Origin of the sequence: Arthrobacter oryzae (genome assembly GCF_030718995.1) — a bacterium.
GTDB classification, from domain to species: Bacteria; Actinomycetota; Actinomycetes; order Actinomycetales; family Micrococcaceae; genus Arthrobacter; species Arthrobacter oryzae_C.
The window spans coordinates 4,025,866-4,046,891 of the sequence record NZ_CP132204.1 but is presented as its reverse complement, the minus strand read 5'-3'; the positions used below and the strand labels follow the sequence as shown (position 1 = coordinate 4,046,891).

General features: G+C 66.0%; 19 protein-coding genes. 9 read left to right on the top strand and 10 right to left on the bottom strand.

The features are described 5' to 3' along the window. Nucleotides 1-429: 429 nt before the first annotated feature. Complete coding sequence (locus Q8Z05_RS18530) at nt 430-2,028, bottom strand: ABC-F family ATP-binding cassette domain-containing protein (RefSeq protein WP_305941025.1); 1,599 nt, start codon at nt 2,026-2,028, stop codon at nt 430-432. A gap of 325 nt (nt 2,029-2,353) precedes the next feature. On the opposite strand from Q8Z05_RS18530, the gene Q8Z05_RS18525 reads away from it, so the two are divergent. From Q8Z05_RS18525 to Q8Z05_RS18515, 3 genes are read left to right on the top strand one after another with little or no spacing between them, the layout of a single operon-like run. Continuing rightward, nucleotides 2,354-3,040: a biotin transporter BioY gene (locus Q8Z05_RS18525; RefSeq protein WP_305941024.1), complete on the top strand. Its 687-nt coding sequence runs from the start codon at nt 2,354-2,356 to the stop codon at nt 3,038-3,040. A 1-nt stretch (nt 3,041) separates the two neighbouring features. After that, nucleotides 3,042-3,794: an energy-coupling factor ABC transporter ATP-binding protein gene (locus tag Q8Z05_RS18520; protein ID WP_305941023.1), complete on the top strand. Its 753-nt coding sequence runs from the start codon at nt 3,042-3,044 to the stop codon at nt 3,792-3,794. Continuing rightward, nucleotides 3,791-4,450 carry an energy-coupling factor transporter transmembrane component T family protein gene (locus tag Q8Z05_RS18515; RefSeq protein ID WP_305941022.1) on the top strand — a complete coding sequence of 220 codons (660 nt, stop codon included), beginning with the start codon at nt 3,791-3,793 and terminating at the stop codon, nt 4,448-4,450. Before Q8Z05_RS18520 ends, Q8Z05_RS18515 begins: the two co-directional genes overlap by 4 nt. On the opposite strand, the gene Q8Z05_RS18510 is transcribed toward Q8Z05_RS18515, so the two are convergent. Together Q8Z05_RS18510 and Q8Z05_RS18505 are read right to left on the bottom strand one after the other, a co-directional pair. Further along, a complete protein-coding gene (locus Q8Z05_RS18510; protein WP_305941021.1) occupies nt 4,447-5,673 on the bottom strand; it encodes a thiolase family protein in 1,227 nt (408 codons plus the stop codon). The two genes, Q8Z05_RS18515 and Q8Z05_RS18510, sit on opposite strands and share 4 nt — an antisense overlap. Beyond that, nucleotides 5,666-7,066: a class I adenylate-forming enzyme family protein gene (locus Q8Z05_RS18505; protein ID WP_305941020.1), complete on the bottom strand. Its 1,401-nt coding sequence runs from the start codon at nt 7,064-7,066 to the stop codon at nt 5,666-5,668. Before Q8Z05_RS18505 ends, Q8Z05_RS18510 begins: the two co-directional genes overlap by 8 nt. Nucleotides 7,067-7,126: 60 nt before the next feature. On the opposite strand from Q8Z05_RS18505, the gene ypfJ reads away from it, so the two are divergent. Beyond that, entirely contained in the window at nt 7,127-8,008 is an 882-nt protein-coding gene (gene ypfJ / locus Q8Z05_RS18500) for a KPN_02809 family neutral zinc metallopeptidase (protein ID WP_305941019.1), read from the top strand. Between the two features lie 144 nt (nt 8,009-8,152). Here ypfJ and Q8Z05_RS18495 read toward each other — a convergent pair whose 3' ends face one another. Genes Q8Z05_RS18495 through Q8Z05_RS18470 form a run of 6 tightly spaced genes read right to left on the bottom strand, consistent with a single transcriptional unit; the run spans nt 8,153 to nt 13,311 of the window. Continuing rightward, entirely contained in the window at nt 8,153-8,485 is a 333-nt protein-coding gene (locus tag Q8Z05_RS18495; protein WP_305941018.1) for a metal-sulfur cluster assembly factor, read from the bottom strand. A 13-nt stretch (nt 8,486-8,498) separates the two neighbouring features. After that, nucleotides 8,499-9,296, bottom strand: a complete 798-nt coding sequence (sufC, locus tag Q8Z05_RS18490) for a Fe-S cluster assembly ATPase SufC (RefSeq protein ID WP_305941017.1) — start codon at nt 9,294-9,296, stop codon at nt 8,499-8,501. Between the two features lie 44 nt (nt 9,297-9,340). Further along, on the bottom strand, nt 9,341-9,697 hold the full coding sequence (locus tag Q8Z05_RS18485; RefSeq protein WP_305941016.1) for a non-heme iron oxygenase ferredoxin subunit: 357 nt from the start codon (nt 9,695-9,697) through the stop codon (nt 9,341-9,343). A 19-nt stretch (nt 9,698-9,716) separates the two neighbouring features. Continuing rightward, nucleotides 9,717-10,967, bottom strand: a complete 1,251-nt coding sequence (sufD, locus tag Q8Z05_RS18480) for a Fe-S cluster assembly protein SufD (protein ID WP_305941015.1) — start codon at nt 10,965-10,967, stop codon at nt 9,717-9,719. After that, nucleotides 10,967-12,430: a Fe-S cluster assembly protein SufB gene (gene sufB, locus Q8Z05_RS18475; protein WP_305941014.1), complete on the bottom strand. Its 1,464-nt coding sequence runs from the start codon at nt 12,428-12,430 to the stop codon at nt 10,967-10,969. Before sufB ends, sufD begins: the two co-directional genes overlap by 1 nt. Beyond that, on the bottom strand, nt 12,430-13,311 hold the full coding sequence (locus Q8Z05_RS18470) for a helix-turn-helix transcriptional regulator (RefSeq protein WP_305941013.1): 882 nt from the start codon (nt 13,309-13,311) through the stop codon (nt 12,430-12,432). The genes sufB and Q8Z05_RS18470 overlap by 1 nt, the downstream gene beginning before the upstream one ends. 114 nt (nt 13,312-13,425) lie before the next feature. Here Q8Z05_RS18470 and Q8Z05_RS18465 point away from each other — a divergent pair, with 114 nt between their 5' ends. From Q8Z05_RS18465 to Q8Z05_RS18455, 3 genes are read left to right on the top strand one after another with little or no spacing between them, the layout of a single operon-like run. Beyond that, a complete protein-coding gene (locus Q8Z05_RS18465; protein ID WP_305941012.1) occupies nt 13,426-14,394 on the top strand; it encodes an ABC transporter ATP-binding protein in 969 nt (322 codons plus the stop codon). Next, nucleotides 14,391-15,149, top strand: a complete 759-nt coding sequence (locus Q8Z05_RS18460; RefSeq protein ID WP_305941011.1) for an ABC transporter permease — start codon at nt 14,391-14,393, stop codon at nt 15,147-15,149. Before Q8Z05_RS18465 ends, Q8Z05_RS18460 begins: the two co-directional genes overlap by 4 nt. Before the next feature lie 7 nt (nt 15,150-15,156). Continuing rightward, nucleotides 15,157-16,101 (top strand): COX15/CtaA family protein, encoded by a 945-nt coding sequence (locus Q8Z05_RS18455; protein WP_305941010.1) that lies wholly within the window; start codon nt 15,157-15,159, stop codon nt 16,099-16,101. Nucleotides 16,102-16,331: 230 nt separating this feature from the next. On the opposite strand, the gene Q8Z05_RS18450 is transcribed toward Q8Z05_RS18455, so the two are convergent. Then, nucleotides 16,332-17,291 carry a heme o synthase gene (locus Q8Z05_RS18450; protein WP_305941009.1) on the bottom strand — a complete coding sequence of 320 codons (960 nt, stop codon included), beginning with the start codon at nt 17,289-17,291 and terminating at the stop codon, nt 16,332-16,334. 438 nt (nt 17,292-17,729) lie between these two features. Between Q8Z05_RS18450 and tkt the strand changes: the two genes are divergently transcribed. Next, nucleotides 17,730-19,847: a transketolase gene (gene tkt / locus Q8Z05_RS18445; RefSeq protein WP_305941008.1), complete on the top strand. Its 2,118-nt coding sequence runs from the start codon at nt 17,730-17,732 to the stop codon at nt 19,845-19,847. A gap of 58 nt (nt 19,848-19,905) precedes the next feature. Then, a complete protein-coding gene (gene tal, locus Q8Z05_RS18440) occupies nt 19,906-21,021 on the top strand; it encodes a transaldolase (protein WP_305941007.1) in 1,116 nt (371 codons plus the stop codon). The last annotated feature ends 5 nt before the right edge of the window (nt 21,022-21,026 follow it).

The following is a 21,026-nucleotide window of genomic DNA, read 5'->3' as shown; positions in this document are numbered from 1 at the left end:
TTAGTCCGTTGCGTCCGCTCCGCAACGCGCGTAATTTCCCGCGTGCTGGCTCGTTCCTCGCCTTTGACGCACGCTACATAAATCACGCACGCTGCTCCTCTCGTGCCAAGGGCGAAGGTGCTGTTAGCGGCGCGACCAACTTGAACGCCCGCTGATTTGGCAGAGTCGCACAAGACCACGAATTCCTCTGGGCAGGAGCGGGAGACCACAACTCGATGTTCAGCATCACCTAGCAAGGGCTACAGACGATCACGGGCGCAGGAGGCCGGTCCGCTGGCGACTGGGCCAACCTGACCGGTGACAGACCCGCAAGCGAAGCGACGCGGTTGATTTGTGTAGCGTGCGTCTAAGCGAGGAACGAGCGAGCACGCGGCAAATCGAGCGCGGTGCAAAGCGAAGGCGCCCCGACAGACGTGACTGGGCCGCAGCCTAAGCCAGCGTAATCAGGTCCAGGTAGTCTTCGTTCCAGTGGTCCTCGACGCCGTCGGGCAGCAGGACAACACGCTCGGGGTTGAGGGCTTCGACAGCACCCTCATCGTGGCTCACCAGGACAACGGCGCCGGTGTAGTTCCGCAGTGCGCCAAGAATCTCGGCGCGGCTGGCGGGGTCCAGGTTGTTGGTGGGCTCGTCGAGGAGCAGCACGTTCGCGCTCGAAGCCACGATCGTGGCCAGAGCCAGCCGGGTCTTTTCACCGCCGGAGAGCACTCCGGCGGGCTTGTCGACGTCGTCGCCGGAGAACAGGAACGAGCCGAGGATGCCCCGGACCTCGGCGTCCTTCATGTCGGGCGCGGAGGAACGCATGTTCTGCAGGACGGTGCGGTCGACGTCGAGCGTTTCGTGCTCCTGGGCGTAATAGCCCACCTTCAGCCCGTGGCCTGCGATCACTTCGCCGGTGTCGGGCTTGTCCACGCCGGCCAGCATCCGCAGCAGCGTGGTCTTGCCGGCGCCGTTGAGGCCCAGGATGACCACCTTTGAGCCGCGGTCGATTGCGAGGTCCACATCGGTGAAGATTTCCAGCGAGCCGTAGGACTTGCTGAGGCCGTCCGCGGTGAGCGGGGTCTTGCCGCAGGGAGAGGGGTCCGGGAAGCGCAGGGCTGCCACGCGGTCGTTTTCGCGGACGGCTTCCAGCCCGCTGAGCAGGCGTTCGGCGCGCTTGGCCATGTTCTGCGCGGCAACGGCCTTGGTGGCCTTTGCCCGCATCTTGTTGGCCTGGTCGAAGAGGACCTGGGCTTTCTTCTCAGCGTTGGCGCGTTCCCGCTTGCGGGCGCGTTCGTCGGTTTCGCGTTGCTGGAGGTAGCGCTTCCAGTCCATGTTGTAGAAGTCGATCTGCGCGCGGTTGGCGTCCAGCAGGAAGACTTTGTTGACCGTTGCTTCGAGTAGTTCGGTGTCGTGGCTGATCACGATCAGGCCGCCCTGGTGGTTCTTCAGGAAGTCACGCAGCCAGGCGATGGAGTCGGCATCGAGGTGGTTGGTGGGCTCATCGAGGAGCATGGTCTCGGCATCCGAGTAGAGGATGCGGGCGAGTTCCACGCGGCGCCGCTGTCCGCCGGACAGCGTCTTGAGCGGCTGGTTCAGCAGACGGTCCGGGAGCGCGAGGTTCGAGCAGATCGCTGCTGCCTCGGCTTCGGCAGCGTAGCCGCCCGCCGCCAGGAACTCGGATTCGAGCCGGTCATAGCGGTTCATCGCCTTGCTCTGGACAGCGGCGTCCTCACTGGCCATTTCCTCGTGGGCCAGGCGGAGCTTGCCGACGGCGATGTCCAGTCCGCGGACGGACAGGATCCGGTCCCGTGCGAGCTGCTCCATGTCGGGCGTGCGGGGGTCCTGGGGAAGGTAGCCGATCTCACCGCTGCGGGTGACCTTTCCGGCAGCCGGTAGTCCTTCGCCGGCGAGGACCCGGGTGAGCGTGGTCTTGCCTGCACCGTTACGGCCGACCAGGCCGATCTTGTCTCCCTTGTCGATCCGGAAGCTCACCTGGTCCATGAGGAGGCGGGCGCCGGCGCGCAGTTCGAGATCCTGGACGGTAATCAATGCAGGTAAGGCCTTTCACAACGGGGAACGCCGCGGCACAACGGATGGAGTCTCGGGGCCGGGGCAGTGTGGCCGAGAGAACGGCCTCTACCAGTCTACCGGCCCGGCGCGTCCCGGAGGACCCTGCGACGTCAACCCCGTTCCGGGGGCGTGGTGGGTGGTCATTGGCCACCCCGTCCAGAGCCGGCGCCCTCCGTTAGTGGATCCCCTACAAAATAGGTCCGTGGCCGGAGACGTATCGTCGGAATTGAAGGAAAACGGCCGCCCGCGGGCAGTCGCCCGCCTCCCCATAACACCGCACCCTCACCCACCGACAGGAACTCCCATGTCCCAGACTGACAACGCCGTCACCGGCCAGGCCGGCTCCGGCGGTAAATCAGACCGTAAACCGGGCCGGACCCGCTGGAACGCCACGGATCTCGGCCTCATCGCCGTCTTTGCTGCCCTCGTAGCCGGCTCCGCGCTTATTGCGGCCATCCCGGTAGGCGGCCTCGGCGTCCCCATCACCCTGCAGACCCTCGCCGTCATGCTGACGGGCCTGGCGCTTGGTCCCGGCCGGGCGTTCGCCGCCGTCGGCCTGTACACCCTGCTGGGGTTGGCCGGCCTGCCGATCTTCAGCGGCGGCAGGAGCGGTCTGGGGATCCTTGCCAGTCCGTCTGCCGGCTACATCATCGCCTTCCCGCTCGGTGCCCTCGCTGTCGGCTGGCTGACAACGATCGTGCTGCGCCGCACCATGAAATACCGCGGGCTGTTCCTCTTCGCCGCAGCCATGGCCTCCAGTGTTGTGGTGATCCACAGCCTCGGTGTCCTCGGCATGATGGTCAACGGCAAACTGGACCTTTCCAAGGCGTTCCTCCTTGACCTGGCCTACTACCCCGGCGACATCATCAAGAACGTCCTGGCCGTGACGATCGCACTCGCCCTGCACAAGGCATTCCCGGATCTCCTGATCCGCCGCGCCGGCCGGAACTCCGTAGCGGTCACGGCCCGAACGGGCGGGGCCACCAACTAGCATGGGCAGCATCGTTCTGGACGGGGTCAATGTCCGGGTGGCCGTGGATGGACGTCCGGATCCCAAGACACTCCTGGACGGAATCTCCCTCCATCTAACCGAACAGCGGATCGGGGTGATCGGAGCGAACGGTTCCGGGAAGTCCACGCTCCTGCGTCTGCTCAACGGTCTGGTCGCACCAAGCCGTGGCCAGGTGACCATCGACGGCGCGGACACTGTCGACTCTGTGCGTGCCGTGCGCCGGAAGGTCGGTTTTGTGTTCACGGATCCGCTGTCGCAACTAGTGATGCCCACCGGCCGGGAGGACGTGGAACTCTCGCTGCGGCGCTCCATCCGGAACCCGAGGGAACGCCGGGACGCGGCCTCGGCAATGCTCAACCGCTTTGGCCTGATGCCGCTGGCAGACCAAAGCATCTACGAGTTGTCGGGCGGCGAACGGCAGCTGATGGCGCTGGCCGCGGTCCTTGCCGTGGAGCCTGCCGTTCTGGTGCTGGACGAGCCGTCCACGCTCCTGGACCTTCGCAACCGCGAGCTTCTCCGCCGTACCATCGCGGGCCTCAGCCAACAAATTGTGATGTCCACGCACGACCTGGATCTGGTCCGCGACATGGACCGCGTACTGGTTGTGGACTCCGGACGGGTGGTGTTCGACGGCGGTGCGGACGCCGCCGTCGAACACTACAAGGCACTGGCAGGCGCCGGCCTGCCGCCGGTGCGCGCCAGGCTGGCCCCGCACAGCCGGGAGGACACGTGAGCGGCCACGACTTCCTGCTGGTCAACTACGTTCCCGGCACCTCACTGGTCCACCGGGCGCCGCTCTGGCTGAAGTTCCTCGCAGTCGTCGGCTGCGGCCTGGCCTCATTCCTGGTGGTGGACTGGGCGGTCGCCGCAACGGTCCTGGCCCTCATGTGCGCCCTGTTCCTCGCCAGCGGCGCCGGTCCCGCACGTTTGGTCAAGGCCGTCCGGCCCATCCTCCCCGTGCTGGCGGCCATCGGGTTGTTCCAGTGGTGGCAGCTGGGCGGTCCCGTCGCGGCACGGATTGTCCTCAACGTCCTGGTGTGCGTGGTGGCCGCGTCCATACTGACCGCCACCACGCCCATGCAGCGGCTCCTCGACGGCGTCGTCTCCCTGGCTGTGCCATTCAGGCGGTTTGGTGCGGATCCTGAACGCTTCGCGCTCACCATCGCGATCATGCTCCGCAGCATTCCCTTCATCGCCGGGGCCTACTCGGACGTCAGGGACTCCGCCCGGGCGCGGGGCCTGGAACGCAACCCCCGGGCGCTGGTCCTGCCGGTCTTCATTACTACGGTGGCCTACGCGCGCCAGACCGGCGATGCCCTCGCCGCCCGGGGGCTTGGTGAACCAGGCATGGACGATGACGGCACCGACGACGGGCAGCCCGGCCGCTAGCCGCCCGCCGGGGCCTGCGCCAGCCGCCCATACCGGAAGAGTGCTGCCGTTCCCATTCCCCCGGCGATGCTGATCATGGCCAGCGCCAGCGTTCCTGCCGGTGTGGCCGGTCCCGGCGTCCTGTGACCTCGCGCCTGCGCAAGGAGCCTCGTCACCAGCACAGCCCCCGATGCCCCGTACGCGTGGCCCAACGCCAGCGCACCGCCGTCGAGGTTTGCCCGTTCCGGATCGATGCCGAGGGCGTCCAGGCAGGCGAGCGTCTGCGAGGCGAAAGCCTCGTTGAATTCCACGAGCCCGATATCCGCGGCCGCTACGTTGTGTGCCGCCAGGAGCCGTCCGGCCGCCGCTGCAGCCCCCATACCCAGAACCTGCGGGTCCACACCCGCGGTATCCGTACCGAGCACCAGCAGTCCGTCGGTTGCCCCCAGCTCACGGGCACGCTGGAGTGAGGTGACCACGACGGCGGACGCGGCGTCCGCGTCGAAACAGGAATTCCCGGCGGTGACCGTGCCGTCCTCGGCGAATACGGGCGGGAACCGGGACAACAAAGCGGCCGACAGGCTTGACCGCGGGCCGTCGTCGGACGCCACGGTGCCGGAGGCGGCCTCCAGCGGCACGGTCTCGCCATGGAAGTTTCCCGCCGCTGCCGCGGCCAGTGCCCGCTGGTGGCTTCGCAACGCAAATCCGTCCTGGCGGTCCCGGCCGATCCTCGAAACGGATGCCACATTCTCCGCCGCGACCCCCATATCCGGATCGCCATAGGCCAGAGGCACGAACTGCGCGCGGCGGAAGAACTCGGGGCTGCCGTCGGCGGCCCTGTTCGCGCGGAGGGGTGCGGTACTAATGCTTTCGACCCCGCCCGCAAGGTATGCGCCGCCGCCGCCGGCAGCTACCAGCCGTGCGGCGAGCACTATGGCGTCCAGCCCGGAACCGCACTGACGGTCAACCGTCACACCGGGAACGCTGACGGGCAAGCCGGCCTCCAAGGCAGCCAGGCGCGCAACATTGCCGCCGCCTCCCACCGCATTGCCGATCACAACGTCCGTAACAGCTGATGCCGGCAGGCCGCTGTCCATCAGGAGGCGGCGAAGCACAGGGGCCAAAAGCTCATGGGCGCGGATCTCCCTGAAGGCCCCGTTGGCCTTTCGGATGGGAGTCCGCAGGGCCGCGATGACCACGGGCTGCCGGTCCGGCGGCAACTGCTCCGGCACAGGTTCAGCCAAGGCGGCGGACCCTTGTGTCTCCGCGTTCAATCCAGTCCAGCAGCAGTTGCCTGCTGACTTTCCCTCGGTCCGTGACGGGCAGCTCGGCCAAGGCAAAATACTGGAGCGGCCGCTTGTCCCTGGGCAGGACGTCATCAAGACCGGCTTTGAGCTGGGTTGCCGTGATGCCTCCATGGGATGGGACCACACCGGCAACCACCCGCTGGCCGCGCACATCATCGGGCATGCCCGATGCGACGGCGGCCGCCACGCCCGGGACGGACGCGAGGGCCAGTTCCACTTCGTGCGGATACACGTTCTTGCCGGCGGTGATGATCATGTCCGAGCGCCGTCCCAGGATGTGGAGCTCACCGTCCAGCAGGTAGCCTTGGTCCCCCACGGTGTACCAGCCGTCGAAACAGCGGAGCGCCTGCCCGTCGTCGCCCCAGAGGTAGCCGTTGCTCACCATGCCGCTCCGGACGCATATGTTGCCGTCCGTGCCGTCGGGAACCCGGTCGCCCGCGTCATTAAGGATACGGACGTCGACGCCGGGGAACGGTTTGCCGATACGGGTTCCTCCGGCGTCCAGCGGCGCGCCCGAGCGCAGGCCCGCCCCGGACACGAAGCTCAGTTCGGACGCGCCGTAGTACTCGAAGATGGTGGCCCGGGGTGCCCAGCGGCGCGCGGCTTCCAACGTCCGGGCATCGAGCTTGGACCCGGCGCAGATGATGGAGGTGATGCCGGAAGCGTCCACGCACCCGGCCAGTCCCCGCTCACTGAGCAACCGGAGCATGGTGGGGACCAGGACAAGGCGGGTAATGCCGTCGTGCGTGATGGCGGCGTGCACGTCGCCGACGTCGAACGATTCCAGCGTGTGGAATTCCGAGCCGGCATAGAGGCACTCGGAGAGCGCATACAGGTTAAGGCTGGCCGCCAGCGGACCCGGGGCGAGGGTCTTGTCCTGCTGGGTAAGGCCGAAGAACTCGATGGATGCGTCGAAGGAAAGCTGCCACGAGCGCCGTGACCTTGTGAATGCCTTGGGCACGGAGGTGGTGCCGGAGGTCAGTCCGATCAGGAAGGGGGATTCGGGCAGGCCGTCACGAAGCTCCGCGGTCGCCGGCGGGCCGGCCGCGACGGCATTGTCCAGCCGGGCGGCGATGTCGGCCTGCAGTTGCACGGGCCAGGCGGGGTCGAGGACGGCACACTGCCGGTCCCCCGCCACCGCGGCTGCGAAGGATATGGCGAAGTCCACCGAGTTCGGCTCAGCGAGTATCGTCACGGCCGCGGCGTCCGTGATCCGCGCCGTCGCGGCGTCCCGAAGCGCCGCCCAGTCCAGGTGCCGGCCGGCCACGACGACGGCGGTGTCGTCGGGGCGGTCGTCGGCCCATTGTTGGAGTCTGTTGAGGAAAGGCATCGGATCAACTTTACCGGCGTCCACGGCTACGGGCCGGTCCGGTCGGGTTATTGTGACACTATGAGTTTCAATGACAACGTCCAGCTGGACCCGTCGCAGGTCCAGGACCGGCGCGGCATGGGCCGCGGAACCAAGATCGGCGGCGGTATCGGGGGCGGAATCATCCTCCTGCTGGCCGCTCTGTTCGGGGTCAACCCCCAACTGCTGGAGGGCCTGACCGGGGCTGCGCAGGAGCCGCAAAGCCAGGGCACGGCACCTGCCTGCGAAACCGGCGCTGACGCCGATGCCCGGCTCGACTGCCGTATCACCGGAACGGTGAACAGCCTCAACGCATTCTGGCCGGCCTACCTGGCCCAGTACAACACGGAGTATCCGCGTCCCACCACGGTGATCTTCAGCCAGGCCACCAATACGGCCTGCGGCGGCGCAACCTCTGCGGTGGGTCCGTTCTATTGCCCGGCTGATACCACCGCGTACTTCGACCCCGGCTTCTTCCAGGACCTGGTGGACCGCTTTGGATCGTCCGGTGGTCCGCTGGCCCAGGAATACGTGGTGGCGCACGAATTCGGCCACCACGTCCAGAACGTCCTCGGCAACCTGGACCGCGCCCAGCAGGATCCCCAGGGACCCGAATCGGGTGCCGTGCGCGTGGAGCTGCAGGCGGACTGCTACGCGGGCCTCTGGGTCCGGTATGCGACCACTCAGCAGGATCCGAAGACAGGCCAGCCGTTCCTTGAACCGCTCACCCAGCAGGACCTGAACGATGCCCTCTCCGCGGCATCGGCCGTCGGCGATGACCGCATCCAGGAGGCTGCCACCGGGCGCGTCTCGCCGGAAGCCTGGACGCACGGATCAAGCGAGCAGCGGCAGCGGTGGTTCTACCAGGGCTATCAGACCGGCGACATCAACCAGTGCGATACGTTCAGTGCGGCAACCCTGTAGCTGGATCCGCTGCTGCGTAACTGCCGTTACGCCGCGCCATAAGGGCGCCTAGGGAGCAACCGCTTAAAGCTCGACGGCGGCCGGCCACCTTCGCTGGGAAGGTGACCGGCCGCCGTCGTGGTTTAATCCGACCGGAGTCCGTGCCTAGATGTTGAACCCGAGGGCACGCATCTGGTCGCGTCCGTCTTCGGTGATCCGCTCCGGACCCCACGGCGGCATCCAGACCCAGTTCAGCCGCCAGTCGTCCACAACGCCCTCGAGGGCCTTGCCTACCTGCTCCTCGATGACGTCCGTGAGCGGGCAGGCCGCCGTCGTGAGTGTCATGTCGATGAGCAGCGCGCCGTCGTCGTCCGAGTACTTCAGTCCGTACAGCAGACCCAGGTCAACAATGTTAACGCCCAGCTCGGGGTCGATGACGTCCTTCAGTGCCTCTTCGACATCTTCGAGGCCCGTGCGGGCCGCTTTGATTTCGGTCATGGCGTTGTCCTCACTAGCCCTGGACTGCAGCGTCGGCTGCGGGAATGGTTGCTGCGCCGGCACCCTTGGCGTAACGGTCGTAGCCTTCTTCTTCGAGGCGGTCGGCGAGTTCCGGACCGCCCTCTTCGACAACCTGGCCGTCAACGAAGACGTGGACGAATTCAGGCTTGATGTAGCGCAGGATCCGGGTGTAGTGCGTGATGAGCAGGGTACCCATGTTGCCTTCGGCGTGGGCACGGTTGACACCCTCGGAGACAACCTTCAGGGCGTCGACGTCCAGGCCGGAGTCGGTCTCGTCCAGGACCGCGAACTTGGGCTTGAAGAGCTCGAGCTGCAGGATCTCCACGCGCTTCTTTTCGCCGCCGGAGAAGCCTTCGTTGACGTTGCGCTGGGTGAAGTCGGCATCTATGCGCAGCTTCTGCATGGCAGCCTTGACGTCCTTGGTCCAGGTACGCAGCTTGGGCGCTTCGCCGTCGATGGCGGTCTTGGCGGTCCGGAGGAAGTTGGTCATGCTGACGCCGGGGACCTCCACCGGGTACTGCATGGCGAGGAAGACGCCGGCGCGGGCGCGCTCGTCCACGCTCATGGCCAGGACATCTTCGCCGTCGAGCGTGATGGAACCGCTGGTGACGTTGTAGCGCGGGTGACCGGCAATGGTGGACGCCAGGGTGGACTTGCCCGAACCGTTGGGTCCCATGATGGCGTGGGTTTCGCCGGTCCTGATGGTCAGGCTGACGCCCTTCAGGATCTCCTTGGTGCCCTGCTCCGTCTCAATGCTGACGTGCAGGTCCTTGATTTCAAGAGTTGACATGCTCTTCTTTCTTTTCGTTCGTAAGTCTTGTGAGGCCGGGGCGCTCAGTAGGTGTTGACGGTGGCGCCGTTCAGGACATTGGTTACATCCACGTAGACGTCGTCACCGTCAAGCTCGACGGCGAAGACCGGCACGGGATCGTAGGCAGGAAGCTGCAGGGGCTGGCCGTTGCGCAGGTCGAATTGCGAGCCGTGGCCCCAGCACTCGATCGCGCAGCCTTCCACCTCGCCCTCGGACAGTGAAATGTCCGCGTGCGAGCAGGTGTCGCCGATGGCGTGGATTTCTCCCATCGAGTCCCGGACGACGGCTACCGGATAGTCGTCGATCAGGATCCGCAGCGCCTGCTTGACCTGGATGTCGTTGGCATTGCATACCAGCTCACCCTTGGGTTGTTCACTCATGCGTTCCGGCCTGTCCGTTTCAGTTCTCGCTCGCGGCGAGCTCGCGCTCAACAGCCTCGGTCAGGCGCTCTTCGAGTGCCGGGACCTTGATCTTCTGGATGATCTCGTTGAGGAACCCGCGGACAACCAGGCGGCGGGCGACGTCCTCGGGGATGCCGCGGGCCATGAGGTAGAACAGGTGCTCGTCATCGAAACGGCCGGTGGAGCTCGCGTGGCCGGCACCCTCGATGAGGCCGGTTTCAATCTCGAGGTTCGGGACCGAGTCCGCACGGCAGCCGTCCGTCAGCACGAGGTTCTGGTTCTTCTCGTACGAATCGGTGCCCAGTGCCTGCTTTTGGATGAGGACATCGCCGACCCAGACGGTGTGTGCATCCTTGCCCTGCAGGGCGCCCTTGTAGAGCACGTTGGACTTGCAGTTGGCCACGTTGTGGTCAACGAAGGAGCGGTGCTCCAGGTGCTGTCCCGCGTCGGCGAAGTAGAGGCCCAGCAGCTCGGCGTCGGCACCCTCGCCCGAGAACCGGACGTTGGAGTTCAGGCGAACGATCGAGCCACCCAGGGACACGGCGATGTGCTTGTACACAGCGTCCTTGCCTACCTGCGCGTCGTGCTGAGCCAGGTGCTTGGCGTCGTCTTCCCAGAGCTGTACCGAGATCACGGTGAGCTTGGCGCCCTCGCCAACGATGACTTCCAGGTTGCCGTTGTGGTCGGCCGAACCCGTGTGCTCCAGGATCACGACGCTGCGCGAGTTGGCACCCGCTTCCAGCACGAAGTGTGCGTTGGAGCGGCGGCCCGCGGCTTCGCCGTGGACCAGGATCCGCAGCGGCTCAGCCGGCTCGGCTTCCGCCGGGATGACCACGTGCAGTGCCTCGTCCGTGTTGGCGGAGGCGACGACGGCGGCCCGGTCGGCGGGGACCAGGACGCTTCCGCGGGGTGCTGCACCGGGAGCCAGCGTGCCGCGGACGTAGCCTTCAGGCGCTTCAACGGTGTAGCCGGCGGCCGGCACGGGATCACGGTCCGTGGCGGTGTCGGAGAGCAGGTTGGCCAGCCCGCGGACCGGGCTGAAGCGCCATTCCTCCTCGCGGCCCGTGGGCAGCGGGAAGTCGGCCACGTTGAAGCTTGTGAGGCGTTCGGCGCGGGAGGACATCACGGTAACGCCGTGATTGTGGCTGTGGTCCACCTTGGCGGCGACCAGCCCCTCGCCTTCCTCGGTGAAGCCGGCGATGGAAGGCGCTCCGATGCGGGCCTTTTCAGTAACAGTTTCGGCAGTCATTAACCGACGGATCCTTCCATCTGGAGTTCAATGAGGCGGTTCAGCTCGAGGGCGTATTCCATCGGAAGCTCGCGGGCGATCGGCTCGATGAAGCCGCGGACAATCATCGCCATGGCTTCGTCTTCGCGCATGCCGCGGGACATCAGGTAGAAGAGCTGTTCTTCGGAAACGCGCGAGACGGTTGCCTCGTGACCCAGCTGGACGTCATCTTCGCGGATGTCGATGTACGGGTACGTGTCCGAACGGCTGATCGTGTCCACGAGCAGGGCGTCGCAGCGGACCGTGTTGGCGGAGTGCTTGGCGCCTTCGCGGATCTGGACCAGGCCGCGGTAGGCGGCACGGCCGCCGCCGCGTGCCACGGACTTGGAGACGATGGAGCTCTTGGTGTTCGGTGCGATGTGAACCATCTTCGAGCCGGTGTCCTGGTGCTGGCCTTCGCCGGCGAACGCGATGGACAGCGTTTCACCCTTGGCGTGCTCGCCCACCAGGTAGACGGCCGGGTACTTCATGGTGACCTTGGAGCCGATGTTGCCATCGATCCATTCCATGGTGGCGCCCTCTTCGCAGATGGCGCGCTTGGTGACCAGATTGTACACGTTGTTGGACCAGTTCTGGATGGTCGTGTAGCGGACGCGGGCGCCCTTCTTCACGATGATTTCCACAACGGCAGAGTGCAGCGAGTCCGACGTGTAGATCGGCGCCGTGCAGCCTTCGATGTAGTGGACGTAGGAGTCCTCGTCGGCGATGATCAGCGTGCGCTCGAACTGGCCCATGTTTTCCGTGTTGATGCGGAAGTATGCCTGCAGCGGGATGTCCACGTGAACGCCCTTGGGGACGTATACGAAGGAACCGCCGGACCACACGGCCGTGTTGAGCGACGCAAACTTGTTGTCGCCCACCGGGATGATGGTGCCGAAGTACTCCTGGAAGATCTCCGGGTGCTCGCGCAGTGCAGTGTCGGTGTCCAGGAAGATGACGCCCTGGGCTTCGAGGTCCTCGCGGATCTGGTGGTACACGACCTCGGATTCGTACTGTGCTGCCACGCCTGAAACGAGGCGGCTGCGCTCAGCTTCCGGAATGCCCAGTTTCTCGTAGGTGTTCCGGATGTCCTCGGGGAGGTCTTCCCACGTGGCGGCCTGCTTCTCCGTGGAGCGCACGAAGTACTTGATGTTGTCGAAGTCGATGCCGGAGAGGTCTGCACCCCAGGTGGGCATGGGCTTGCGGTCGAAGTACTTCAGGCCCTTCAGGCGCAGGTCCAGCATCCACTCCGGCTCGTTCTTCTTGGCCGAAATGTCCCGGACAACTTCGTCGTTGATGCCACGACGTGCGTTGGCTCCGACATCGTTCTTGTCGGCCCAGCCGTACTCATAGGTGCCAATACCGTGGAGCTCGGGGTTCTTCTCCAGAATCTCCGAAATCACAGTAGTTTCAGCAACCTTGTTCTCTGATAGTTGGTCCGTCATCACGGCCTTTCTTGCAGATGGTTGGATACTTCGCCCAGGCTGTCCGTGGTGTGTCCGGGACCCTCGGGTCCCTTGGCGGCCGGACGGCCTGTAGGTATGTGGGTGGTGCAGACGTGTCCGCCGCGTGCCAGCGTGGACAGCCTGCGCACGTCGACGCCGACGAGCCGGGAAAATACTTCGGTTTCGACGTCGCAGAACACGGGGAACCTGGTCGCCAGCTGCTGGATGGGGCAATGGCCCTGGCACAGCTGGACGCTGGAGAGCGCAGCAGGGAGCGGCGCCTTGGCTTCAATGGAGGCTGCCGAGGCCACAAAACCGTCCCGGCTCAGCGCGGCGGAAAGGGCCTGTGCCCGCGCGGTGATATCCGGCCCGGCGGCCTCGATCTCCGGCGCGTAGCGGCGTTCCATCTCCGCGAAGCGTTCGACGGCGAACTCGCGGACCGCATCGGGTCCGGCAATTTCGCCCAGGCGCTGGAGAGCCAGGCCGGCAATGTCAAGGTAGTCGTCCCCGAGGCGGGACTGGCCCTGCGAGCTCAGGACGTAGCGGCGGGCCGGGCGTCCTGCACCGGCTCCTGCCTTGGCCACGCGCTTGACCTCAATCACACCGCTGCGTGACAGGTGGTCCAAGTGCCGCCGCACGGCTGCTGGCGTGAAGCCGAGCAGGTCGCCGAGCTCGGCAGCACTGACCGGACCGTGCTCCAGCACCGCGTTCAGTACGCGGTCACGCGTGCGCTCATCCGAGTCCGCCGAGAACGCGTGCGGCGTCGACGCCGGCCGGGCTGCGGAGGCCGGCTGGGGCACAGCCGTCCCGGGCCGGAACGAACCGGCGGCGCCGTTTGGCGCGGCGGACCCGGTTCGGGGCGCAGAAAGTCGGGTGCTCATGGAATACACAACACAATCATGTCGTAATTTACTCCCCCGTTCCAGTAAGGCGAGGCTGACCTACAGTCACATGCCGTCGGAAGGCGGGCGTACTACATCGCGTAGAATGCTTTGGTGCGATCTCCCGATTCTCCCGTCCTGTCCATCACGGGACTTATTAAGGACGTTGGCCCCCTGGCCTCCCTTGACGGCAAAATGCTCCGGGTGGTCAGCGGTGTTTCCCTCACCGCCGAACGCGGCCAGGTCACGGCCCTGCTGGGAGCCAACGGCGCCGGCAAAACCACCACTATTGAATGTGCGCAAGGACTGCAGCGCCGATCCGGCGGCACCGTCTCCCTGCTGGGCCAGGACCCGGACACGGCAGGGGCTTCCCTTCGTTCCCGCGTGGGTGTCATGCTCCAGGACGGCGGGCTCCCGCCGTCGGCCCGGCCCATCCCACTGCTGAAGCATATCGCCGGAATGTACCAGGATCCATGGTCCGTGGATGACCTGGTGGGACGCCTGGGCATTGACAGCTTCAGCCGCACGACGGTGCGGCGCCTTTCCGGTGGCCAGCGCCAGCGGCTCGCCCTCGCAGCGGCCCTGGCTGGAAACCCCGAGGTCCTCTTCCTGGACGAACCAAGCGCGGGGCTGGATCCGCAGTCGCGCCAGCTGGTGTTCGAATTGATTTCCGAGTTACGCGACGCCGGCATGGGAATCATCCTCACCACCCACCTGATGGACGATGCCCAGCGGCTGGCTGACTACGTCTACATCATTGACGCCGGCCGGAATGTCGCCGAAGGCACAGTGGCCCAACTGCTGATGCGGAACCTGAGCACGGACGCCGCCCGGGAACACGTCCGGACCCTTCTCTTCGAGGCGCGTCCCGGGCTGGACTTCACGGGCGTCCTGCCTGCCGCCGTCGACATCCGGGAAACCCGCGCCGGGAGTTACGCCGCCACCGGAGTACTAACGCCGGAGGACCTGGCCGCACTGACGGCCTGGTGGGCCGGCCATGGCATCATGCCCGGCTCCATGAGCCTGGAAGCCCGGAGCCTGGAAGACGTATTTTTGGACATCTCGGGAAGGGAGATGCGATGACCCGCGTCCTGGGCAGCGCTCCTGCCCCGCTTCACCGCCGCATTCTGCTCCAAGGCAAGTACGAAGCAATCACCATGCTGCGCAACGGCGAGCAGCTCATCCTGGCGATCGTCTTGCCCCTGCTGGCCTTGGTGGGGCTGACCGTCACCCCGCTGCTGGACGGCCTGGGCGGAACCCGGGTTGACGTTGCGGTACCGGGAATCCTCGCCTTGTGTGCGATGTCCACGGCCTTCACCGGCCAGGGCATTTCCACCGGGTTCGACCGCCGTTACGGGGTGCTGCGCTTCCTGTCCACCACCCCCCTGGGGCGAGCCGGCCTGATCGCAGGAAAAATCCTGGCCGTGCTGGCCGTGCTGGCCCTGCAGGTGCTGGTGGTCGGGGCCGTGGCCTTGGCACTCGGCTGGCAGCCGACGACGACGGGTTGGGTACCGGCGCTGGCGCTGCTGGTCCTGGGGGCGGCAGCTTTCACCGCCCTTGGCCTCCTGGTCGCCGGAACGGTCCGGCCGGAGGCTACCCTGGCCATCACCAACCTTTTATGGATCCTGCTCGGGGCCCTGGGCGGAATCGTCATTCCCGCTGAGCGGCTGCCCGCGCCCGCCGGGGAAGTGGTCCACTTCCTGCCGTCCGGCGCGTTGGGCGAGGCGCTGCGGGATGCTTTCCTCGCCGGCACCCTTAATGGAGGCGCCACCCTAGTCCTGCTGCTCTGGACGGTCCTCGCCGGCGCAGCTGCCATCCGTTGGTTCAAGTGGAATTGAGAAAACCGTGAGTACGGAATCGCGCCTCCCCCAGATTCTCGGACGAATGACGTCCAAGCTGCCAGTCACGGTCGACAGCACCGTCCGCAGGCTGGCGGTCCTTTCCCTCATCGGCCAGACGGTGCTCGTCGTGACCGGAGGGGCCGTCCGCCTCACCGCGTCCGGGCTCGGCTGCCCTACGTGGCCGCGCTGCACTGACGCATCCCTGGTGAACACCCCGGAAATGGGCATCCACGGCTTCATCGAATTCGGAAACCGGCTCCTGACATTCGCACTGGCCGCGATTGCGGTCCTCATGCTGGTGTATCTGTGGAACCTCCGCAAGGAGCGCAGGGACCTGTTCCTCCTGGCCCTGGGCCTGCTGGCCAGCATCCCGGCGCAGGCCGTCATCGGCGGCATTACCGTGCTGACCCAGCTCAATCCCTGGGTGGTGGGGCTGCACTTCCTGGTGTCGATGGCCCTCGTCGTGATTGCGACCCTGCTGGTCAACAGGGCGTACGGCCGAACGGGACGGTTCGCCGGCGTCGTACTTCCATCCCTGCCGGGCGCTGCACGGCCGGTGATGGCCGCCGTCGCCCTCTTCTCCGCCGTCGCCGTGATGCTCGGTGTTGTGGTTACGGGAGCCGGACCGCACGCCGGCGATGCTGACGCCCCCCGGAACGGCCTGGACTGGGACCTGTTCTCGCACATCCACGCGGTGCCCGCGTACCTCGTCACGGCAGGCGCGCTGTTTGGCCTGTACCTTGTGTTCCGCGACCGGATCACAGGCCCTTTCCGCAGCGCCGTACTGATGCTCCTGGGAGTCACGGTGCTCCAGGCAGCCATCGGATTCACGCAGTACTACAACGGCATCCCCGCCCTCCTGGTGGGCGCCCACATGCTGGGTGCGGCCCTGCTCATAAGCGCCGCAACGAACGCCGCCGACGTCGCCCGGTCCAGCCCGGTCAAGTGAGGCCGCTTAAGTAGGGCAGCGCAGATAAGTAAAGCAGCGAAGAATCAGCACCCCGGTCCGCAGTGACCGGGGTGCTTTTGTGTGCCCTGCCACCGGTACCCCACGACGCTCTCTCAGCTCCTGCGGGTTTCCCCTGGACGCTCTCGCAGTTCCTGCCGCATGGCAGAACGCCCCCTCACCTCGCAGGTGAGAGAGCGCCCGGGATAAAGCGACAGGTAGTGAGAGAGCGTCTAGCCCATGATGGCCGAGCCCACAAAGGGGTCGACGGCCAGGGCGATGAAGAGCAGGGTGAGGTAGCTGATGGAACCGTGGAAGACCTTCATGGCGCCCTTGTCGGAGACGTCGCCACCCTGGGCCCGGTTGTAGAGGGCGTGCGATTCATACAGGAACCAGGCACCTGCGGCCACGGCGGTGACCGTGTAGACCCAGCCCGCCCCGCCGGCAGGGACCAGCAGCAGCGAGCACGCCACCATGGCCCACGCGTACAGCACTACCTGGACCGAGACGACCTTGGCCCCGGCGATAGCGCCGAGCATCGGGACTTTCGCGTTGCGGTAGTCCTCGCCGTAGCGCATGGACAGCGGCCAGTAGTGCGGCGGCGTCCACAGGAAAATGACCATGAACAGGACGATCGCCGGCCACTCGACCGTGTTGGTGACGGCGGCCCACGCAATCAGCACCGGGAAGCAACCCGCGGCTCCGCCCCAGACGATGTTCTGGGCCGTGCGGCGCTTAAGGATCATGGTGTAAATGACCACGTAGAAGACGATTGCCCCGAGGCCCAGCCACGCCGACAGCGGGTTGGCGCCGAACCAGAGGATTGCGATGGCGGCGGCACCCAGAAGCCAGGAGAACACCAATGCCTCGCGCGGAGTCACTTCGCCGGTAACCAGGGGACGGTTCTCGGTCCGGTGCATCAGCTTGTCGATGTCACGGTCGAGGTAACAGTTGAAAGCCCCTGCACTTCCGGCAGCAAACGCCCCGCCCACGAGCGTGGCAAGGATCAGCCCGACGGAGGGGAATCCGCGTTCGGCGTAGATCATGGTTGGCAGAGTGCTCACAAGCAGCAGTTCGATGACCCGCGGTTTCGTGAGGGCAAGGTACGCCTTGGCTTTGCGGGCTATCCCGATCTTTCCGGGAAGCCGGGAGGCGTTCAGCGGCGTATCTGTTGTGCTCACGGTGGCAGTCACTCTGTTCTGTCTGGCTGTTCAGTCCGGCTGGTTCTCGCAGCGGCGGCGGCCCAAACCGGGCCCGCTCCCTCCGGCGGTGGCCTCCGAATATCATACCGTGGCTCTTAGGACTCCGAAGCCTCCATGATTCCGGCACGTTAACCCATCCTCACGGGCGCTGCGCGACGCGGTGATTCATATAAGGAAAATTCAGTCCACTTAGTGAGATACACGCTGACCAGCCCTTGGAATGGGGCTAAGCTGTCTGCAGATCAGCACGCAAGGAATGCCTATGGAATGCGCATTCCCGGAATCTCGGACGCGACTGAATGAAGATCAACGTTTCAATGGTGAACGGCTGGTACTAACCGCAGCGGGCGCCATTATGTGTGCCCCCGCTCCGGCCTGTTCGTACCACCTGCCGTCAGCACAGAGAGGGGCCCGGTTTTCGTGCCACATTTGGAAGAGCAAGAACTGTCATGGACCAGTTTGGACCAGCGAGCTGTTGATACGGCCCGTGTTTTGGCCGCGGACGCGGTCGAAAAAGTTGGAAACGGCCACCCGGGCACCGCGATGAGCCTGGCCCCGGCCGCGTACCTTCTCTTCCAGAAGCTGATGCGCCATGACCCGAAGAACCCGGACTGGATCGGCCGTGACCGGTTCATCCTCTCACCCGGCCACACGTCCCTGACGCTGTACATCCAGCTGTTCCTCTCCGGTTACGGCCTGGAGCTGAAGGACCTGAAGGCGCTGCGTACCTGGGATTCACTGACCCCGGGGCACCCGGAGTACAAGCACACCGCCGGTGTGGAAATCACCACCGGTCCGCTGGGCCAGGGCCTGGCGTCCTCGGTCGGCTTCGCTTACTCCCAGCGCCGGATGCGCGGCCTGTTCGACGCCGACGCTCCCGCCGGCCAGTCCCCGTTCGACCACACCATCTGGGTCATTGCCTCCGACGGCGACCTCCAGGAAGGCGTGACTTCCGAGGCTTCCTCCCTCGCCGGCCACCAGGAACTCGGCAACCTTGTGGTTGTTTACGACGAGAACCACATCTCCATCGAAGATGACACCGACGTTGCGTTCACCGAGGATGTCCTCAAGCGGTACGAGGCCTACGGCTGGCACGTCCAGCGCGTGGACTGGACCAAGACCGGCGAATACAAGGAAGACGTCCAGGAACTGTACGCGGCCCTGATCGCGGCGAAGGCGGAGACCACCAAGCCCTCGATCGTGTCGCTGCGCACCATCATCGGCTACCCGGCGCCGAAGAAGCAGAATACCGGCAAGATCCACGGTTCGGCCCTGGGTGCTGAAGAAGTATCGGCGCTGAAGGACGTCCTGGGCTTTGACCCGGCGAAGACCTTCGAGGTCGACGAGGAGGTCCTGGCGCACGCCCGCGCCGTCGTGGACCGCGGTGCCGCTGCCCGCAGCGAATGGCAGGACTCCTTCGAGGCATGGCAGGCCGCCAACCCGGAAGCAGCCGCGCTGCTCGAGCGTGTCGAGGCCCGCAAGCTCCCGGTGGAGCTCGACTCCGCCCTGCCGGTGTTCGAAGCAGGCAAGGACGTCTCCACCCGTGCCGCGTCCGGCAAGGTCCTGAACGCGATCGGCCCGGTCATGCCGGAACTGTGGGGCGGTTCGGCCGACCTCGCCGAGTCCAACAACACCACCATCGAGGGTTCGCCCTCGTTCATTCCCGCGTCCCGGTCCACCGGTGCGTGGAAGGGCAACCCGTACGGCCGCGTGCTGCACTTCGGCATCCGTGAACACGCCGCCGCGTCCATCGTGAACGGCATCGCCCTGCACGGAAAGACCCGGGCGTTCTCCGGCACGTTCCTGATCTTCTCCGACTACCAGCGCCCGGCCATCCGCCTCGGCGCGCTGATGGGTGTTCCGTCCCTGTACGTCTGGACACACGACTCCATCGGCCTGGGCGAAGACGGCCCCACCCACCAGCCGGTGGAGCAGCTGGCCTCCCTGCGTGCCATTCCGGGCCTGGACGTTGTCCGCCCCGGTGACGCGAACGAGGTCGCCGCTGCCTGGAAGGTCATGCTGGAAAACCACGAAAACCCGGCCGGAATCGTGCTGACCCGCCAGAACATCCCCACCTACGCCCGCGGCGAGGGCGACGCCGACGGCGACACGTTCGGTGCCGTCTCCGGCGTGGCCAAGGGCGGCTACGTCCTGGCCGAGGCCTCCAAGGACGGCAAGACCGCCGACGCCCAGGTCATCCTGATCGGCACCGGTTCCGAGGTCCAGCTGGCCGTGAACGCCCGCGAAGCGCTCCAGGCCGAAGGCATCCCCACCCGTGTGGTGTCCATGCCGTGTGTGGAGTGGTTCAACAAGCAGGACGCCGCCTACCGCGACGCCGTCCTGCCCCCGGCTGTGAAGGCACGCGTCTCCGTCGAAGCCGGCCTGGCTTTGGGCTGGCGCGAATTCGTCGGCGACGCCGGCCGTTCCATCAGCCTCGAGCACTTCGGCGCCTCCGCCGACTACAAGCGCCTCTTCCAGGAATTCGGCATCACGGCAGAAGCCGTCACCGCCGCGGCGAAGGAATCCCTCGCCGGCCTCTCCAACTGATCCACCACGGTTCCGGGGGACACCGTCCCCCGGAACCCATGACTTCAAGGAGTTCGACATGACTACCCCCACCCAGCAGCTTTCCGACGCCGGCGTCTCGATCTGGCTCGACGACCTCTCCCGCGGCCGCCTGCAGACCGGCACCCTGCGCAAGCTCATCGAAGAGAAGAACGTCGTTGGCGTCACCACCAACCCGTCCATCTTCCACGCAGCCATCACCACCGGCCACGACTACGACACCGTCATCGCCGCCCAGGCCGCTGCCGGCGCCACCGTGGAAGAGACCGTCTTCGAAATCACCACCACCGACGTGGCTGACGCCTGCGACCTGTTCGCTCCCGTCGCCGCAGCCACCAAGGGTGTTGACGGCCGGGTTTCCATCGAAGTGGATCCCCGCCTCGCCTGGGACACCGCCGGGACCATCGCCGAAGCGAAGCACCTGTACAAGAAGGTCGCCAAGGACAACGTCCTGATCAAGATCCCGGCAACCCTTGAAGGCCTCGAAGCCATCGCGGCGACCCTGGCCGAGGGCATCAGCGTCAACGTGACCCTGATCTTCTCGCTGGAACGCTACCGCGCCGTGATCAACGCCTTCCAGTCCGGCCTGGAGCAGGCCAAGGGCAACGGCCACGACCTCTCCAAGATCCACTCCGTGGCGTCCTTCTTCGTCTCCCGCGTCGATGCCGAAATCGACAAGCGCCTCGACGCCATCGGCACCGACGAAGCCAAGGCACTCAAGGGCAAGGCCGGCCTGGCCAACGCCCGCCTTGCCTACCAGGTCTACGAGGAGCTCTTCTCCACCGAACGCTGGGCACTGCTCGCCGAAGCCGGCGCGCTTCCGCAGCGCCCGCTGTGGGCTTCCACCGGCGTGAAGGACCCGGCTTACCCGGACACCCTCTACGTCACCGAACTCGTCGCCCCCGGCGTGGTCAACACCATGCCGGAAAAGACCCTCGACGCCACGTTCGACCACGGCGTAGTCACCGGCGACACCGTCACCCGCGGCTACGACGACGCCAACGCGACCCTGAACGCCCTCGACGCGCTCGGAATCTCCTACAACGACGTCGTGGCACTGCTCGAATCCGAAGGCCTCGACAAGTTCGTGGCCAGCTGGAAGGAACTCCTCGGCGACGTCGAAGCCGCGCTGGCCTCCGCACGGAAGGCTTCCTAACCCAC

Bases quoted from the DNA above. Each gene is read 5' to 3' on its own strand.
- sufD (WP_305941015.1), bottom strand. From the start codon at position 10,967: ATGACTGCCGAAACTGTTACTGAAAAGGCCCGCATCGGAGCGCCTTCC.
- ypfJ (WP_305941019.1), top strand. From the start codon at position 7,127: ATGAGTTTCAATGACAACGTCCAGCTGGACCCGTCGCAGGTCCAGGAC.
- Q8Z05_RS18525 (WP_305941024.1), top strand. From the start codon at position 2,354: ATGTCCCAGACTGACAACGCCGTCACCGGCCAGGCCGGCTCCGGCGGT.
- Q8Z05_RS18460 (WP_305941011.1), top strand. From the start codon at position 14,391: ATGACCCGCGTCCTGGGCAGCGCTCCTGCCCCGCTTCACCGCCGCATT.
- tal (WP_305941007.1), top strand. From the start codon at position 19,906: ATGACTACCCCCACCCAGCAGCTTTCCGACGCCGGCGTCTCGATCTGG.
- sufC (WP_305941017.1), bottom strand. From the start codon at position 9,296: ATGTCAACTCTTGAAATCAAGGACCTGCACGTCAGCATTGAGACGGAG.
- Q8Z05_RS18495 (WP_305941018.1), bottom strand. From the start codon at position 8,485: ATGACCGAAATCAAAGCGGCCCGCACGGGCCTCGAAGATGTCGAAGAG.
- sufB (WP_305941014.1), bottom strand. From the start codon at position 12,430: ATGACGGACCAACTATCAGAGAACAAGGTTGCTGAAACTACTGTGATT.
- Q8Z05_RS18505 (WP_305941020.1), bottom strand. From the start codon at position 7,066: ATGCCTTTCCTCAACAGACTCCAACAATGGGCCGACGACCGCCCCGAC.
- Q8Z05_RS18470 (WP_305941013.1), bottom strand. From the start codon at position 13,311: ATGAGCACCCGACTTTCTGCGCCCCGAACCGGGTCCGCCGCGCCAAAC.
- Q8Z05_RS18520 (WP_305941023.1), top strand. From the start codon at position 3,042: ATGGGCAGCATCGTTCTGGACGGGGTCAATGTCCGGGTGGCCGTGGAT.
- Q8Z05_RS18485 (WP_305941016.1), bottom strand. From the start codon at position 9,697: ATGAGTGAACAACCCAAGGGTGAGCTGGTATGCAATGCCAACGACATC.